12 protein-coding genes are annotated in these 17,277 nt (G+C 58.4%); 6 read left to right on the top strand and 6 right to left on the bottom strand.

Annotation, left to right across the window (positions count from 1 at the left end; all coding sequences use genetic code 11):
• Positions 1 to 24: 24 nt before the first annotated feature.
• From OQV00_RS23750 to mgtL, 3 genes are all read right to left on the bottom strand, one after another.
• Positions 25 to 2,418 carry a beta-N-acetylhexosaminidase gene (locus OQV00_RS23750; protein ID WP_069476300.1) on the bottom strand — a complete coding sequence of 798 codons (2,394 nt, stop codon included), beginning with the start codon at positions 2,416 to 2,418 and terminating at the stop codon, positions 25 to 27.
• 168 nt (positions 2,419 to 2,586) lie between these two features.
• Positions 2,587 to 5,295, bottom strand: a complete 2,709-nt coding sequence (mgtA, locus tag OQV00_RS23755; RefSeq protein ID WP_015585300.1) for a magnesium-translocating P-type ATPase — start codon at positions 5,293 to 5,295, stop codon at positions 2,587 to 2,589.
• 145 nt (positions 5,296 to 5,440) lie between these two features.
• A complete protein-coding gene (gene mgtL / locus OQV00_RS27195) occupies positions 5,441 to 5,494 on the bottom strand; it encodes a mgtA regulatory leader peptide MgtL (RefSeq protein WP_155417144.1) in 54 nt (17 codons plus the stop codon).
• 179 nt (positions 5,495 to 5,673) lie between these two features.
• Here mgtL and treR point away from each other — a divergent pair, with 179 nt between their 5' ends.
• From treR to treC, 3 genes are all read left to right on the top strand, one after another.
• Complete coding sequence (gene treR, locus OQV00_RS23760; protein WP_004857268.1) at positions 5,674 to 6,621, top strand: trehalose operon repressor TreR; 948 nt, start codon at positions 5,674 to 5,676, stop codon at positions 6,619 to 6,621.
• A gap of 129 nt (positions 6,622 to 6,750) precedes the next feature.
• Positions 6,751 to 8,169, top strand: a complete 1,419-nt coding sequence (gene treB, locus OQV00_RS23765) for a PTS trehalose transporter subunit IIBC (RefSeq protein ID WP_004857263.1) — start codon at positions 6,751 to 6,753, stop codon at positions 8,167 to 8,169.
• Between the two features lie 51 nt (positions 8,170 to 8,220).
• A complete protein-coding gene (treC, locus tag OQV00_RS23770; protein WP_152292696.1) occupies positions 8,221 to 9,876 on the top strand; it encodes an alpha,alpha-phosphotrehalase in 1,656 nt (551 codons plus the stop codon).
• A gap of 96 nt (positions 9,877 to 9,972) precedes the next feature.
• Here the strand turns inward: treC and celB are convergent, their stop codons facing one another.
• The 3 genes from celB to OQV00_RS23785 all read right to left on the bottom strand — a co-directional run bounded on the left by celB (position 9,973) and on the right by OQV00_RS23785 (position 13,001).
• Positions 9,973 to 11,325, bottom strand: coding sequence for a PTS cellobiose transporter subunit IIC (gene celB / locus OQV00_RS23775; protein WP_004857251.1), 1,353 nt, complete (start codon positions 11,323 to 11,325; stop codon positions 9,973 to 9,975).
• A 25-nt stretch (positions 11,326 to 11,350) separates the two neighbouring features.
• Positions 11,351 to 12,658, bottom strand: a complete 1,308-nt coding sequence (locus OQV00_RS23780) for a 6-phospho-beta-glucosidase (RefSeq protein WP_004857248.1) — start codon at positions 12,656 to 12,658, stop codon at positions 11,351 to 11,353.
• Positions 12,659 to 12,737: 79 nt separating this feature from the next.
• Complete coding sequence (locus OQV00_RS23785) at positions 12,738 to 13,001, bottom strand: PTS sugar transporter subunit IIB (RefSeq protein WP_230132549.1); 264 nt, start codon at positions 12,999 to 13,001, stop codon at positions 12,738 to 12,740.
• Between the two features lie 306 nt (positions 13,002 to 13,307).
• On the opposite strand from OQV00_RS23785, the gene OQV00_RS23790 reads away from it, so the two are divergent.
• The 3 genes from OQV00_RS23790 (at position 13,308) to nrdG (ending at position 17,271) form a co-directional block, all read left to right on the top strand.
• The gene (locus OQV00_RS23790) at positions 13,308 to 14,051 is read left to right on the top strand and encodes a MurR/RpiR family transcriptional regulator (RefSeq protein ID WP_015585302.1); all 744 of its coding nucleotides are present in this window, start codon (positions 13,308 to 13,310) and stop codon (positions 14,049 to 14,051) included.
• A 367-nt stretch (positions 14,052 to 14,418) separates the two neighbouring features.
• A complete protein-coding gene (nrdD, locus tag OQV00_RS23795) occupies positions 14,419 to 16,554 on the top strand; it encodes an anaerobic ribonucleoside-triphosphate reductase (RefSeq protein WP_004857238.1) in 2,136 nt (711 codons plus the stop codon).
• Positions 16,555 to 16,806: 252 nt separating this feature from the next.
• The gene (gene nrdG, locus OQV00_RS23800) at positions 16,807 to 17,271 is read left to right on the top strand and encodes an anaerobic ribonucleoside-triphosphate reductase-activating protein (protein WP_004857235.1); all 465 of its coding nucleotides are present in this window, start codon (positions 16,807 to 16,809) and stop codon (positions 17,269 to 17,271) included.
• The last annotated feature ends 6 nt before the right edge of the window (positions 17,272 to 17,277 follow it).

Raw genomic sequence — 17,277 nt, forward strand, 5'->3', positions numbered from 1 at the left:
ACCGCGCCGGGTGAGGGAGTTTCACTACTCGACCTTCGTCGCCCGCAGCAGTTTCTCCAGCGGATAAACCGCCGCAATCACCAGCTCATCCTGCGTTTTCGCCGCCTCGTCCAGCTGCGCCTGAACCGACGCATACTCTTTATCATCCAGCGTGCCCTGCCGCGCCACCAGATCGGTCAACCGTATCCCCAGCGTCGCCAGCTTATCCACCTGCGCCACCACCGGCTTTATCGCCGCCAGCTGATAGCTGTTTTCCGTCAGCGCCTGCGCATCGGCGATATTATTTTGCCAGAGGGTAAAAATATGGCGCAGCGCATCCGCGCTTTCGCTGTCTTCCGCATCGCTGATCAAACGCGACGCCCAACGATCGAGGTTGCGCACGGTCGTACTTTCTGCCGGTAACGCATCGGCGAGGCGGTTCAGCGGCTCAAACAGATGATAATGATTAGCCTGGAATTTCAGATGCTGGCGGGTGTAGTAGTGCGCCGGCTCCAGCGCCTGGGCGAGAATTTGCAGCGGCAGCGTGCTGCCGCCGTTGGCTAAGCGCGTGAACTGCACCAGCTGCTGGGTATGTTGCTGCAGGCCAACCGACACCGTAGACCAGCTGTCCATCGCCTGTAGCCGCTGATACATGTTATCGCTGTCGTTGACATCCTGCGCCGACCACAACCGCTCCGCCACCGCAAAGGCCCGCGGCCAGAGTTTAATATCCAGCACCGGCGCCGCCACGTTTTCCGCCCATAGCGCCGCCTCGCCGCCGAGCAGGTTCTTCTGCTGGTCCGCCTCCGGGACCACCGGCGGCGTACCCTGGGGCACCGCTTCCAGCCTTTGCCCGCTGACAGGATAGCGGGTGTTGCCCAGCAGGAAATAGCCGCCCAGCTTATCGTCGTTCACGGTCAGCACCGGTCGGGTTTCCCCCATCCAGGTGTCGACGCGAAAGGTCAGCCGATCGTCGCCGCCCCATTCAATATCCTGCACCGCACGACGAGATTTGCCTTTGAAATCAATAAACCCGCGCCAGCCGCTCTCGCCTTTAACCAGTGTAAAGCTTCCCTCCACCGCGCTGCCCTTCAGCCGTGGCATCGAGAAGCTCCAGCTCTGCGCGCTGTCGTTATCACTTATCGTATCCACGCCGTTCAGCCCCTGGGGCACAATTTCATTACGATAGTGATAGGCAGTGTACTGCGGCTGGTCGAGATAGAAACCGGTGGAGAGGATCCCCCGATAGCCCTGCTTTACCACCTCGCCCAGCGCGTCCTGTCCCTGCCAGGACTGAATCAGAATGCTTTTCGGCAGGTCCGGGTGATAAATCTCATCCCAGCCGACCATCTGCCGGTGGTATTTTTCGAGGATCGCCTCCAGCCTGCGGTTGAAGTACGCCTGCAGCGCGTGGCTATCGGCCAGCCCCTTCTCGCGCATAAACGCCTGGATAGTCGGGTTCGCTTTCCACTGACTGTCGTCCACTTCATCCCCGCCGATATGCAGATACGGGTCGGGGAAAATAGCCGCCAGCTCGGCGATCATCGCCTCGGCAAAGGCGTAGGTGGTCTCTTTGCTGGGATCGAGCACGGGTTTCAGTACGCCCCAATGGCGCTCCATGCCGTAGGGCCCCGGGGCGCTCATCAGCTCCGGGTAGGCCACCGCAATCGCCGACGCGTGGCCGGGCATATCGATTTCCGGCACCACGCGAATGCCGCGGTCCGCCGCGTAGCGCACCACCTCTTTCATCTGCGCCTGAGTATAAAACAGCCCGTCGCTGGCCTTCTGTTGCAGTTTCGGATACCGCGTGGAGGCGAAGCGCCAGCCCTGATCGTCGGTCAGATGCCAGTGGAAGACGTTGAGCTTGGCCGCCGCCATGCCGTCAATCTGGCGTTTGATCGCCTCCAGCGGCATGAAGTGGCGAGCGGAATCCAGTAGCAGACCGCGCCACGGGAAGCGCGGCGCATCATCAATCGTGACGTAAGGAATTGCCGTGTTTTCGGCGCCGTTCTGCATCAGCTGGAGCAGCGTTTCCATCCCGCGCATCGCGCCAAACCGGGTATTCGCCTTGAGGGTAACGCCCTCGGCGGTCACCTTCAGCTGGTAGCTTTCATCACTGTCAGGACGAGGAATCGCCGGCACTTTTTTGGCCACCACCACGTTAATTGTCGGCGTGGTAACCGGCGCCATTTGCGGTTGTAACGTCCAGCCGGTCTGGCGGGCAATGCGCTCGCGCCAGCGGCCCACGGCGTCGCCGGGCACGTCGCCGGTCACGTTCAGCGTCAGCGCGTTATTCACCACCAACGCCCCCGGCGACTGCGGGCGTTCGACCTGAGCCGGCCACGGCATCAGCGGCAGATCGCCGGCCGGAGCGGCATGTGCCATCGCGCCAAATAATAATCCGCTGGTCAGCAGGCCATTGCGCACAGAGTTAAGCATGAGTTTTCCTTTTGATGACGGGCCAAAAAAAAGCAAAACATTGGGTTAACATGCGCGCAAAAGAGCGTCAAGCAAACGGGATGACGGGGTTCACAACTTTCTGAGATTTAAGAGAAATGCCAAAAAGACCGTCCTCCCCTGAGGGAGAACGGTCGGCACAAAGACGGGTTATTGCCAGCCGTAGCGACGGCTGTAGAAGCCTTTTACCATCTGCGTCAGCGTCATGTAGCCTGCCAGAATGGCAATCAGCCACGGGAAGTAGCTCAGCGGCAGGGCCTGCAGCTGCAGATAGCCCGCCAGCGGCGAGAACGGCAGAGCGATGCCAACCAGCATCACCACCAGCGTCATGGCAAACAGCGGCCATGCGGCGCGGCTCTGAACAAACGGAATCCGCCGCGTACGGATCATATGCACAATCAGCGTTTGCGACAGCAGCCCTTCAATAAACCAGCCCGACTGGAACAGCGTCTGGGCTTCCGGCACGTTGGCCTGGAACACCCACCACATCAGGCAGAAGGTCAGGATATCGAAAATCGAGCTTATCGGGCCAAAGAAGACCATAAAGCGCCCCAGTTCCGAGGGATTCCAGCGCTGCGGTTTTTGAATCTGCTCGTCGTCGACGTTATCAAACGGGATCGCCACCTGGGATACATCGTACAGCAGGTTCTGGATCAGCAAGTGCAGTGGCAGCATCGGCAGGAACGGCAAAAAGGCGCTCGCCACCAGCACGCTGAAGACATTACCAAAGTTCGAACTGGCGGTCATTTTGATGTATTTCAGCATGTTGGCGAAAGTACGGCGACCTTCGATCACCCCCTCTTCCAGCACCATCAGGCTTTTTTCCAGCAGAATAATATCCGCAGCTTCGCGCGCAATATCCACCGCGCCATCCACGGAGATACCGATATCCGCCGCGCGCAGCGCCGGAGCATCGTTGATGCCGTCGCCCATAAAGCCGACCACATGGCCTTCGCGTTTAAGCAGCGTGACGATGCGCTCTTTATGTAACGGCGCAAGACGTGCAAACAGGGTCGTGCGTTTGGCCAGCGCCGCCAGCTCGTCATCGCTCATGTCTTCAATCTGGCTACCGGTGACCACCTCGCCGGCGTCCAGCCCCACTTCATGGCACACCTTCGCCGCCACCAGCTCGCTATCGCCGGTGAGGATTTTGACGGTAATGCCGCTGGCCTTCAGCGCTTTCAGCGCCGGGGCGGTGGTCTCTTTCGGCGGGTCGAGGAAGGCGATATAGCCTTCAAGGATCAGATCGGACTCGTCAATGCGCTGATAGTCACCTTCGCGGGCGGGCAGATATTTAGTCGCCACCGCCACCACGCGCAGCCCCTGGCGATTCAGGGTATCGGTGACGCGTTTGATACGGCGCAGCATGGTATCGTCCAGCGGCACGATTTCACCATTGTGGCGCACCTGGGTCGAGACGTTGAGGATCTCCTGGAGCGCACCTTTGCAGATCAGCTGATGCACGCCGTCTTGTTCACTCACCACCACCGACATACGGCGACGTTCGAAGTCGAAGGGAATTTCATCGACTTTCTGCCAGCGTTCAGAAAGCTGGCGCGCCGCATCCAGATCCACGCCTTCCAGCACGGCCTTATCGAGCAGGTTTTTCAACCCGGTCTGATAGTGGCTGTTCAGCCATGCGCAATGCAGAACCCGCTCGCTGACCTTACCGGAAATATCGGTATGGTTTTCCAGCACGATTTTATCCTGAGTCAGGGTGCCGGTTTTATCCGTGCACAGGATGTCCATCGCGCCAAAGTTCTGAATCGCGTCGAGGTGCTTCACAATGACTTTCTGTTTCGACAGCTTCACCGCCCCGCGTGCCAGGGTCGAGGTGACAATCATGGGCAGCATCTCCGGCGTCAGGCCCACCGCCACCGACAGGGCAAACAGCGCCGCTTCCCACCAGTCGCCTTTGGTGTAGCCGTTGATCAGCAGCACCACCGGCGCCATCACCAGCATAAAGCGGATCAACAGCATGCTGACGCGGCTGATGCCTTTCTGGAAGGCATTGGGTTCGCTCTCCTGCTCGCTTACCCGCCCGGCCAGCTGACCAAACCAGGTGTTGCCGCCGGTGGCGAAGACCATCGCCTGCGCCGTTCCGCTCACCACGTTGGTGCCCATAAAGCACAGGGTATCGCACTCAAGCGGGTTGCCCTGCTGAGGGTCGCGGCTGCTCGCCACTTTTTCGACCGGCAGCGATTCACCGGTCAGCGACGCCTGGGCCACGAACAGATCCCGCGCCTGAAGAATACGCAGGTCTGCCGGGATCATATCCCCGGCCGACAGCTTCACGATATCGCCAGGCACCAGCCGATCAATCGGCAGTTCGCACCAGCGGCTTTCGCCCTGTTCGTTGACCACCCGCAGCACCGTCGCGGTGTTGCTGACCATCGCCTTCAGCGCATCCGCCGCTTTGGTCGAGCGGGCTTCCTGAATGAAATTGAGCAGCGTGGAGATCCCCACCATCAGCGCAATCACGCCTGCGGCAAACAGGTCTTCCGTCGCATACGAGACGATACCCAGCACGGTCAACAGCAGGTTGAACGGGTTGCGGTAGCAGGTCCAGAGGTGCACCCACCACGGCGCCGGTTTTTGTGCCGGAATTTGGTTATCGCCGTAGCGGGCAATTTTCCGCGCAACGTCGGCGTCGTTAAGCCCTTCCGGGTGGCTTTCGAAGGCGCGCCAGATTTCATTTTCGTCCATTGCCGCCACGTTCAGGCAGTGTTTACCCAACGAATCCGGAATCGGCGCAGTGGCCAGATTGCGGGCATCAGGTAACGGATCGCGCTGAACCAGTCGGCGCGGCAAATGGCGGCTGAGCTGTGCAAACAGCTGCCGGGTGATATTTTTCAGCATAAACAGTCCCTCCACGCTCGTACAGACGAACGCGGCAAAACAGACAGGCACGATAGAACCTTACCTGTCAGGTATTATTTTTTTATGGCAGGGACATCAAGGACGTCACTGCTTTACGCTTCCGGTAAAGCAGTGCTAAGCAGGCTTACCGGAAAAGGATGTAACTCCATCGAGGATGAGGAGTGGGATCGGGGTCCATATAATCTCCGGTAAGTGAGTAAAAGCGGCGCGAGAGTACCGCGAGCAACAGGCAATTTATAGCCACTGTCTTAATGATAACCCCGCGTAACTAAACAAGACGTAAACCAGACTTTGCTCATTGCGGTTTGGTTGAGTAGCATTAGGCTCACTTTTATCGGACCACGACGAGACCTCTGCATGCAAAACCGGCTGACCATCAAAGATATCGCGCGCTTAAGCGGCGTCGGGAAATCGACGGTATCCCGCGTGCTTAATAACGAAAGCGGCGTCAATGAGCGCACCCGTGAACGGGTCGAGGCGGTGATGCAACAGCACGGCTTCTCGCCCTCCCGCTCAGCGCGGGCGATGCGTGGTCAGAGCGATAAAGTGGTGGCGATTATCGTCACCCGTCTGGACTCGCTGTCGGAAAACCTTGCCGTACAGACCATGCTGCCCGCCTTTTACGAGCAAGGTTACGATCCGATTATGATGGAAAGCCAGTTCTCTCCCGCGCTGGTCGGCGAGCACCTGGGGATCCTCGCCCGCCGCAATATCGACGGCGTGGTACTGTTTGGCTTTACCGGCATTAGCGAAGAGATGCTGACGCCGTGGCGGGAATCGATGGTGCTGCTGGCCCGCGACGCGCCGGGATTCGCCTCCGTCTGCTACGACGACAACGGCGCGGTGAACATGCTGATGCAGCGTCTGTACGATGGCGGTCATCGGCATATCAGCTTCCTCGGGGTACCGCATAGCGACGTCACCACCGGGCAGCGCCGCCATCAGGCCTACCTCAATTTTTGCGAGCAGCATCAGTTGATCCCGTCCGCCGCCCTGCCGGGCCTGGCCATGAAACAGGGTTATGAAAATGTCGCCGGCGTATTGACCCCCGATACCAGCGCGCTGGTGTGCGCGACCGATACCCTCGCCCTCGGCGCCAGCAAGTATTTGCAAGAGCAACGCATTGGACATCTGCAGGTCGCCAGCGTCGGCAGTACGCCGCTGATGAAGTTTCTCCATCCGGAAATCCTGACCGTGAATCCCGGTTACGCCGAGGCCGGTCGCCAGGCGGCCCAACAGCTGATCGCCCAGATCGGCGGCCAGGCAGAACCTCGTCAAATCGTCATTCCCGCCGCGCTGATTTAAGCCCGTTTGTTGGATTTATGTGATCGTTGCTGCGTTTCGGGAACGTTCCCATTTTGAAAGTTGAACGGAGCGGTTAGGATTCGTCTCAGGTCATTACGCAATCTCTTCCCTCTGTTTTGAGGCCTCATAATGAGCAAAGTAAATCAGCAGGACATCGATAAATTAATCGAACTGGTCGGCGGGCGCGATAACATTGCGACCGTCAGTCACTGTATTACCCGTCTACGCTTTGTGCTGAACAATCCGGCCATCGCCAAACCGAAAGAAATTGAGCAGCTGCGCATGGTGAAAGGCTGCTTTACCAACGCCGGGCAGTTCCAGGTCGTGATCGGCACAGAAGTCGGCGATTACTACAAAGCCCTGCTGGCGACCACCGGCAAAGCGTCTGCCGATAAGGAACAGGCCAAGCAGGCGGCGCGGCAAAATATGAAGTGGCACGAGCAGCTGATCTCGCACTTTGCCGAGATCTTCTTCCCGCTGCTACCGGCGTTGATCAGCGGCGGTCTGATCCTCGGTTTCCGTAATGTGATCGGCGATCTGCCGATGAGCAACGGCCAGACGCTGGCGCAGATGCATCCGTCGCTGAAAACCATTTATGACTTCCTGTGGCTAATTGGCGAAGCCATCTTCTTCTATCTGCCGGTGGGTATCTGCTGGTCAGCGGTGAAGAAAATGGGCGGTACGCCGATCCTCGGCATCGTGCTCGGCGTCACGCTGGTCTCTCCACAGCTGATGAACGCCTATCTACTGGGCCAGCAGGTGCCGGAAGTGTGGAACTTCGGCCTGTTTACGATTGCGAAGGTCGGCTACCAGGCGCAGGTCATCCCGGCGCTGCTGGCGGGTCTGGCGCTCGGCTTTATCGAAACGCGCCTGAAACGCATCGTGCCTGACTACCTCTATCTGGTGGTGGTACCGGTCTGCTCCCTGATTCTGGCGGTGTTCCTCGCTCACGCCTTTATCGGTCCGTTTGGCCGCATGATCGGCGACGGCGTCGCCTTTGCCGTGCGCCACCTGATGACCGGTAGCTTTGCGCCGATTGGCGCCGCGCTGTTCGGCTTCCTCTACGCGCCATTGGTCATTACCGGGGTCCATCAGACCACGCTGGCTATCGATATGCAGATGATTCAAAGCATGGGCGGTACGCCGGTATGGCCGCTGATTGCGCTGTCCAACATCGCTCAGGCGTCGGCAGTGGTGGGGATTATTATCGCCAGCCGCAAACAGAACGAACGTGAGATCTCCGTACCGGCCGCTATCTCGGCCTACCTCGGGGTAACCGAACCAGCGATGTACGGGATCAACCTGAAATACCGCTTCCCGATGCTCTGCGCGATGATCGGCTCCGGTCTTGCCGGGTTGCTGTGCGGCCTGAATGGCGTCATGGCGAACGGGATCGGCGTCGGCGGCCTTCCGGGCATCCTCTCCATTCAGCCAACTTACTGGCAGGTATTCGGCTTAGCGATGGTCATTGCGGTGGTGGTGCCGATTGTTCTCACCACCGTCATCTATCAGCGTAAGTTCCGTCAGGGCACATTACAGATTGTCTGATTTTTTCTTCCGGGGCGCGCTGGCGCCCCTTCGTTGTAGCAGGAAAGCGATATGAATACCCTCCCCCACTGGTGGCAAAACGGCGTTATTTATCAAATTTATCCGAAGAGTTTCCAGGACACAACCGGCAGCGGTACCGGCGATCTGCGTGGGGTCACCTCGCGCCTCGACTACCTGCAAAAACTTGGCGTGGACGCCATCTGGCTGACGCCTTTCTACGTCTCACCGCAGGTCGATAACGGCTACGATGTGGCGAACTATACCGCCATCGATCCCACTTACGGCACGCTGGATGATTTCGACGAGCTGGTCGCCCAGGCAAAAGCGCGCGGGATCCGTATCGTGCTGGATATGGTTTTCAACCATACCTCTACCGCCCACGCCTGGTTTCGCGAGTCGTTGAATAAAGCGAGTCCGTACCGCCAGTTTTATATCTGGCGCGATGGCGAACCGACGACGCCGCCCAATAACTGGCGCTCGAAGTTTGGCGGCAACGCCTGGCAGTGGCACGCGGAGAGCGGGCAGTACTATCTGCATCTGTTCGCCGCGGAGCAGGCAGATCTCAACTGGGAAAACCCGGCGGTCCGTGCGGAACTCAAAAAGGTGTGCGAGTTCTGGGCCGACCGCGGCGTCGACGGCCTGCGCCTCGATGTGGTCAACCTGATTTCGAAAGATCAAACCTTCCCGTCGGATACCCAGGGGGATGGCCGCCGTTTTTATACCGACGGTCCGCGGGTCCACGAATTCCTGCAGGAGATGAGCCGCGATGTCTTCACGCCGCGTAATCTGATGACGGTCGGCGAGATGTCCTCTACCTCGCTGGAACATTGCCAGCAATATGCCGCACAGGACGGCCGCGAGCTGTCGATGACCTTTAACTTCCACCATCTGAAGGTGGACTATCCCGGCGGCGAAAAATGGACCCTTGCGCGCCCGGACTACGTGGCGCTGAAAGCGCTGTTCACTCACTGGCAGCAAGGCATGCACAACCGGGCGTGGAATGCGCTGTTCTGGTGTAACCACGATCAGCCACGTATCGTGTCGCGTTTTGGCGATGAAGGGGAATACCGGGTACCGGCGGCGAAAATGCTGGCGATGGTCCTGCACGGCATGCAGGGCACTCCCTATATTTATCAGGGCGAAGAGATTGGCATGACCAATCCGCACTTCTCGCAGATCGGCGATTATCGCGACGTCGAGAGTCATAACATGTTTATTGAGCGCTCGGCGCAGGGACAGGCTCCCGATGAGCTGCTGGCGATTCTGGCCAGTAAATCGCGCGATAACAGCCGCACGCCGATGCAGTGGGACGCTCGCGACCAGGGCGGATTTACCGCCGGTGAACCGTGGATTGCGCTGTGCGATAACTATCAGACGATCAACGTCGAGGCGGCGCTGGCGGATGCGGATTCCGTCTTTTACACCTACCAGCGGCTGATTGCGCTGCGTAAAACCACGCCGGTGCTGACCTGGGGCGACTATCTGGACCTGCAGCCTGATCATCCGTCGCTGTGGTGTTATCGCCGCCAGTGGCAAGGGAAAACGCTGGTTGTCGCGGCGAACCTGAGCCGCGAGTTCCAGAGCTGGCAGCCGGAGGAGGTGGACGGCGACTGGCAGGTATTGATGAGCAATTACGCGGAAGCGGCGAATCGCCCGGCCGCCATGACCCTACGGCCGTTTGAAGCGGTATGGTGGCTGCAGGAGTAACCCCTGGAGCGCTGCCTGTAACCGGGCTACGGGTTCGCAAACTTCGGCGAGCCGGTAGCCCGGACAGCGGCGCTGCCGCGCCGGAGTGAGCAGACGTTACGTGCGGTCAGCCGCAGACAGCGTAGCGCTCACTTCCGACTGCGTCGCCGCATGTTCCTCTTTCGCTTTCAGACGATCCCACGCCCGGAAGAACGGGTAATAGACCACCAGCGAAATACTCAGGTTAACGACCTGCAGAATAGTCCCGGAAATATGCCCGCCCGTCGCCAGGTAGCCGCTGATAAAAATCGGCGTGGTAAACGGTAGCGCAATCCCCGCCGGCGGCGCCACCAGCCCGGTGGCCATCGCGGTATACGAAACAATCACCAGCAGCACCGGCGTCAAAATAAACGGCAGGAAGAACCAGGGGTTCATCACCAGCGGAATGCCGAATACCATCGGTTCGCTGATGTTGAACAACGCGCCCGGCGCGGCGATTTTCCCTAACTGCTTCATCTGCTGGCTACGGCTTCTGAACAGCATAAAAATCACCAGCCCAAGCAGCGCTCCGGTACCGCCCGGGGCGATCCACAGGTCGTAAAACTGCTGCGTAATAATGTGCGGAATCGGCTGGCCGTTCTGAAACGCCGTCAGGTTTTCGGACATATTCGACAGCCACACCGGCTGGATAAACACCAGCACGATAGCATCACCGTGCAGGCCCAGCGTCCACAGGATACCGATCAGGATAACCGAGATAATCATCCCCGGTAGCGTACCGCCGATATGGTGCATCGGAATACCGATAATGGTCGCGATCATGCTGTTGATATCGCCGAACGAGGAGGCTTCCACGGCCAGACGCAGCGCCAGCACCACCGCCAGCACGCAGAATCCGGGGATCAGCGCGAGGAAGGATTTCGCCACCGCCGGCGGTACACCGTCCGGCATGCGAATAACCAGATTACGCCCGGCGACAAAGCGGTAAATCTCAGTAGAGAGCAGCGAAATCACGATCGCCACAAACAGCCCCTGGCTACCGACCAGCCCGACCGGAATCACCCCTTTCACCACCTCCGCCGCCCCGTGGACCGGGGTGAACAGCGTGTGCTGTGGAATGGTCATCACAAAAGCGACCAGCGACAGGGCGCCTGCGGTCAGCGGATCCAGCGTACGGTATTTCTCTGCCAGCCGGTAAGCGATGCCGAAGCTGGAGATCAGCGCCATGATGTCGTAGGTCGCTTTCACCGGATAGAGAATTTTATCGCGCCAGACATCGCCGAACAGGCCGCTCATCATATCGGCATAGCCCGGAATCGGCAGATAGGCAAAAATCAGGAAAAACGAACCAATCAGCATAAACGGCATATTAAGAATAATGCCGTCGCGTACGGACAGAACATGTTTTTGCCCGGCGAATTTCAGCGCCGCAGGCATGACGTAACGTTCAATGAAGGTAGTGTTCGACATTTGCGATCCCCGAAGGAAATAATGGTCAGTTAAATTGCGTCAGCCACTGACGGTTGATAGTTAACACTTCATCCAGTAACGCCTGCGCATCGGTGACGTTCCCCACCAGCGGGTTGGTCACCAGCGCCAGCAGCGCGCTGTCGCGACAGCCGTGGACCGCGGCTTCAATGGTCAGCCGTTCGAACGCTTTCACCTGTTGCGTCAGGCCATTCATCGCCGGAGGCAATGCGCCAAAGGTGAGCGGCCGTGCCCCCTGGGCATCAATAATGCTGTTGGTCTCCACCACCGCGTCATCATCCAGCCCGTGAATCGCGCCGTTGTTGCGGGTGTTGACCACCATCTCCTTACCGAGATTGTTGTGGATGGCGGTAATCAGTTCCACGGCAACTTCGGAGTAGTAGGCCCCGCCGCGGAAGCTGAGCTGCGCCGGTTTCTCAGCCAGCGCCGGATCGGCGTACAGCGCGAACAGCTCCTGTTCGACCTTCATCACCTGCTCGGCGCGGGTGCCTTTGCTTTTCGCCGCGGCGATCTCTTCCGCCAGCATCGCCGGCGTCAGCCAGAAGTAGCGGTGATACGGGCAGGGAATCGCGTTCAGCGCCCGCAGAAATTCCGCCGGCCACGGCAGCTCCTTGATGTTATTCATCGACAGCGCCTGGCCATCACACAGCATGTCGATCGCCTTGCGGGTGACATCTTCGCCCCCGCGCATGACCTTATGCACCCAGACCATATGGTTGAGGCCGGCAAAACGCAGTTTGACCTCCTCCTCTCTGGCGCCCAGCATGCCGGCGATCATGTGCTGCATATTAATGGGCACGTTGCACAGGCCAATGATCTTTGCCTTGCTGTAGCGGCTCACCGCTTCAGTGACGATCCCCGCCGGGTTGGTGAAGTTGAGAATAAACGCCTCCGGCGCCAGCGCTTCCACTTTGCGCGCCACCTCAAGGATCACCGGAATGGTCCTCAGTGCCTTAGCGAATCCGCCGACGCCGGTAGTCTCCTGCCCCAGCAGATGATACTTCAGCCCAAGGCGTTCATCCGCCGCGCGCGCTGCCAGCTGGCCGACGCGCAGCTGGGTTAAGACAAAGCTGGCGCCGCGAATCGCCTCATCAAGCGTAAAATGGACGCTGACGGTAACGTGCTCCAGCCCTTTGTGTTTCAACATCCGTTGCGTCAGCGCGGCGATAATCCCGACCTTCTCCCTGCCGGATTCAACATCGACCAGCGCCAGCTCGGTGACCGGAAGCTGCTCATAACGAACGATAATTCCTTCAATAAGCTCCGGCGTGTAGCTACTGCCGCCGCCAATCACGGCGATTTTCAGTGTTTGCATAGAGGCCCCTTTCGGCATACAGAGAGCCGCACGCAACCGGCATGATTGCGCGTGGTGGTTCAGATTTAAGAGAGAAAAATCAGTGATTAAGCAGCGAAAGCGCCTTATCGAGCACGGCCGCGCCGCGCATCATGCCGTAGTCGGCCATATCAATCACCGCCACCGCTTTACCGTGCGGAGCGGCCAGCGCGCTCAGGCGCCCGGCTTCATACTTCACCTGCGGACCCAGCAGGATCACATCGGCATTGGCCAGCTCGCGCTCAAACTCCGCCACCGCAACGGCGTAAATATCCAGCGCCAGCGCGCGCTGCTGCGCTTCCGCCTTCATTTTGTTGACCAGCATGCTGGTCGACATGCCCGCCGCACAACACAGAACGATTCGTTGCATCGCGTTTTCCTCTTGTGGTTTCGTGATCTGGCCCGTCAAGGCATACATGAATATATTGTTAAGATTGTGTAAGAGTGAAGGCTATATGAAAATAATTTTCACCGATGTGATCGGGGATGAATTTTTCAGCATTATTATTGCGTTTTTTCAGCGCTGACTTCGCCTGTCATTAGGAAAAACTCTGTACTGGTGCTATAAATGGCAGAAAGCGATAAGTGAAAAATATTTTCAAATCATCTTCCGGAGAAAGGGACAGTCAGGATGGATATCGTAGGTCAGTTGCAGGAAGGGTTAGTTCGTTTTAGCGCTCAGGAGTCGCGAGTCGCCGCGTTTATCCTGAAAAACTTAAGCTTTACCGCCAGCGCTTCTATCGACGAACTGGCCGCCAGCGCCGGCGTCAGCCCGGCGACGATCACCCGCTTTGCCCGCTCCGTCGGCTGCGAGGATATTCGCGATCTGCGCAAACAGCTGGCGCAGGCCAGCGAGCGCCGCGCCAGCTGGCTGGCGCCGGACAGCAATGCCCTGCCCGCCGCCTGGCGGGACGCGCTGAGCTATCTTGGCTCCACCCTCGCCCAGCAGCTGGCGAATACCTCGGAAACGGCGGTGGAAAAGCTCAAATCCCGGCTGCGCGAGGCCCGCGCCGTCCACTGCTTTGCCCTCGGCGCCCAGGATACGGCGCTGGCATCGCTACTCCAGCATCAGCTGCTGCCCGCCGGCATTGCCATTAACCTGTGTCAGGATGCCTCGCTGATGCGCATGACCGCCAGCACCCTCAGCGACGATCATCTGCTGCTGGTACTGGTGACCGCCGAGGCCGATACGGTTTTACAAAGCGCAACGCTCCAGGCGCGAACCCAGGGCGTCACCATCATCGCGCTAACGCCGCCACAGCATGCGCTGGCCAATATGGCCGCCGATATTATTCCCCTTCCCGATAGTCCGCAGCTGGCACGCTATGCCCTGCTGCTGCTGGTCGATCTGCTCAATGACACCCTGATGGCCTGACGCAGGGCATTTCCGGCCTGAATACTTCCCCCCTTCAGGCCATTTTTTGCTTATTTTATAGTCAGATAAATTTACATAACGCCCAGCGCCCACCATCCGTACTCTCGTCTTTTTACTTTGTTCTGGGTCAATAAAATCGCAAACATCTTTGATGCAAATCACTACATATAGAACTTAGAATGCATCCCGGCCCTACATCTTGTATTAATCGTCTATTATGTCAGCACATCCCATCGTTCTGTGGCGGTGGTGGGATGTGGATAAAAAGGGCCGGAACCGACGCAAAACGGCGGCAGCTAAAGCCCCCGCGACGCCGGCGATACTTCCGCCTCTGTGGATAACCTGTTTTATAAAGTATGGAGTGATCATGACACCGCATGTGATGAAACGTGATGGCTGTAAAGTGCCGTTCAAATCTGAGCGCATTAAAGAAGCAATTCTGCGTGCAGCTAAAGCAGCGGGAGTCGATGACGCAGACTATTGCGCCACCGTCGCAGAAGTCGTTAGCCAGCAAATGCAGGACCGTAGCCAGGTTGATATCAACGAGATTCAGACTGCCGTTGAGAACCAGCTGATGTCAGGGCCGTGGAAACAGCTGGCCCGGGCCTATATCGAATATCGCCACGACCGCGATATCGAGCGTGAAAAACGCGGCCGCCTGAACCAGGAAATTCGCGGTCTGGTTGAGCAAACCAACTCGTCCCTGCTTAACGAAAATGCCAACAAAGACAGTAAAGTCATCCCGACCCAGCGCGACCTGCTGGCCGGTATCGTCGCCAAACATTACGCCCGCCAGCATCTGCTGCCGCGCGATGTGGTGCTTGCCCACGAGCGCGGTGAGATTCACTACCACGATCTCGACTATTCGCCGTTCTTCCCGATGTTCAACTGCATGCTGATCGATCTGAAAGGGATGCTGACGCACGGGTTTAAAATGGGCAACGCGGAGATTGAACCACCGAAATCGATCTCCACCGCCACGGCGGTAACGGCGCAGATTATCGCCCAGGTCGCCAGCCACATTTATGGCGGCACCACCATTAACCGCATCGATGAAGTGCTGGCGCCGTTCGTCAAAGAAAGCTTCAACAAGCACCGTAAAATTGCCGAAGAGTGGCAGATCCCTGATGCGGAAGGCTATGCCCGCTCGCGTACCGAGAAAGAGTGCTACGACGCCTTCCAGTCGCTGGAATACGAAGTCAATACTCTGCATACCGCCAACGGGCAGACGCCGTTCGTCACCTTTGGCTTTGGTCTCGGCACCAGCTGGGAATCCCGCCTGATTCAGCAGTCTATCCTGCGTAACCGCATCGCCGGCCTGGGCAAAAACCGCAAAACTGCGGTATTCCCGAAACTGGTGTTCGCCATTCGCGACGGCCTGAACCACAAGTTCGGCGACGCGAACTATGACATCAAGCAGCTGGCGCTGGAGTGCGCGAGCAAGCGCATGTACCCGGACATTCTCAACTACGATCAGGTGGTGAAAGTCACCGGTTCGTTTAAAACGCCAATGGGCTGTCGCAGCTTCCTCGGCGTCTATGAAGAAAACGGCGAGCAGATCCACGACGGCCGCAACAATATCGGCGTGATCAGCCTCAACCTGCCGCGCATTGCGCTGGAAGCGAAAGGTGATGAAGCGACATTCTGGAAGCTGCTGGATAACCGTCTGGAGCTGGCTTACAAAGCGCTGATGACGCGCATTGCCCGCCTGGAAGGAGTGAAAGCGCGCGTGGCACCGATCCTGTACATGGAAGGCGCCTGCGGCGTACGCCTGAAGGCCGACGACGATGTATCAGAGATCTTTAAAAACGGTCGCGCCTCTATTTCGCTGGGCTATATCGGTATCCACGAAACCATCAACGCGCTGTCTGGCAACCAGCATATGTACGATAGCGACGCGCTGCGTGAAAAAGGCGTCGCCATCGTCCGACGTCTGCGTGACGCCGTCGACCGCTGGAAAGAAGAGACCGGCTACGGCTTCAGCCTGTACAGCACGCCGAGCGAAAACCTCTGCGATCGCTTCTGCCGTCTTGATACCGCCGAATTCGGCGTCATTGAAGGGGTGACCGATAAGGGCTACTACACCAACAGCTTCCACCTCGATGTCGAGAAAAAGGTTAACCCGTACGACAAGATCGACTTCGAAGCGCCGTATCCGCCGCTGGCCAACGGGGGCTTCATTTGCTACGGCGAATACCCGAATATCCAGCACAACCTGAAAGCGCTGGAAGATGTCTGGGATTACAGCTACCAGCATGTCCCCTATTACGGTACCAACACGCCGATCGATGAGTGCTATGAGTGCGGCTTTACCGGCGAGTTCGAATGTACCAGTAAAGGCTTTACCTGCCCGAAATGTGGCAACCACGATGCCGCCCGGGTGTCGGTCACCCGACGGGTCTGCGGCTATCTCGGCAGCCCGGACGCCCGTCCGTTCAACGCCGGCAAGCAGGAAGAAGTTAAACGCCGCGTTAAGCATTTGGGTAACGGGCAGATCGGCTAATTTCGCCACCGTCATCCCGGATAGCGACGCCAGCGGCCTGTCCGGGCTACAACGCTAATCTCACCATCGTCCCCCCGGAGGCGCCGCCAGCGGCTTATCCGGGCTACAACGCACCAGCGTAGGTTTCCTCAAATCAGTTGGCGTTGTAGCAAGGCGGCAAACGAGTCAGTCCCGGGGAGCTTACTGTAGTAAGTGACCCGGGCGAGCGAGCGCAGCCAACGCCGCTGCAGCGTCAAATGAGAAGAGGAAACAATGAATTACCATCAGTATTACCCTGTCGACATCGTCAACGGCCCCGGCACTCGCTGCACCCTGTTCGTCTCCGGCTGCGTCCACGAATGCCCCGGCTGTTATAACAAGAGCACCTGGCGACTCAACTCCGGGTTGCCGTTCACGACCGAGATGGCCGACCGTATCATCGCCGACCTCAACGACACGCGGATCAAACGCCAGGGGATCTCCCTTTCCGGCGGCGATCCCCTGCATCCGCAGAACGTGCCGGAGATCCTCGCGCTGGTGCGCCGCATCCTCGCCGAATGCCCCGGCAAGGATATCTGGGTCTGGACCGGTTATAAGCTCGACGAGCTGAACGACGCGCAGCGGGAAGTGGTTGATCTGATTAACGTACTGGTCGACGGCAAGTTTGTCGAAGATTTAAAAGATCCGGCGCTGATCTGGCGCGGCAGCAGCAATCAGGTCGTCCACCGCTTGAGATAGTGACGT

This window comes from Klebsiella sp. DY2415 (assembly GCF_026314315.1).
GTDB classification, from domain to species: domain Bacteria; phylum Pseudomonadota; class Gammaproteobacteria; order Enterobacterales; family Enterobacteriaceae; genus Klebsiella; species Klebsiella ornithinolytica.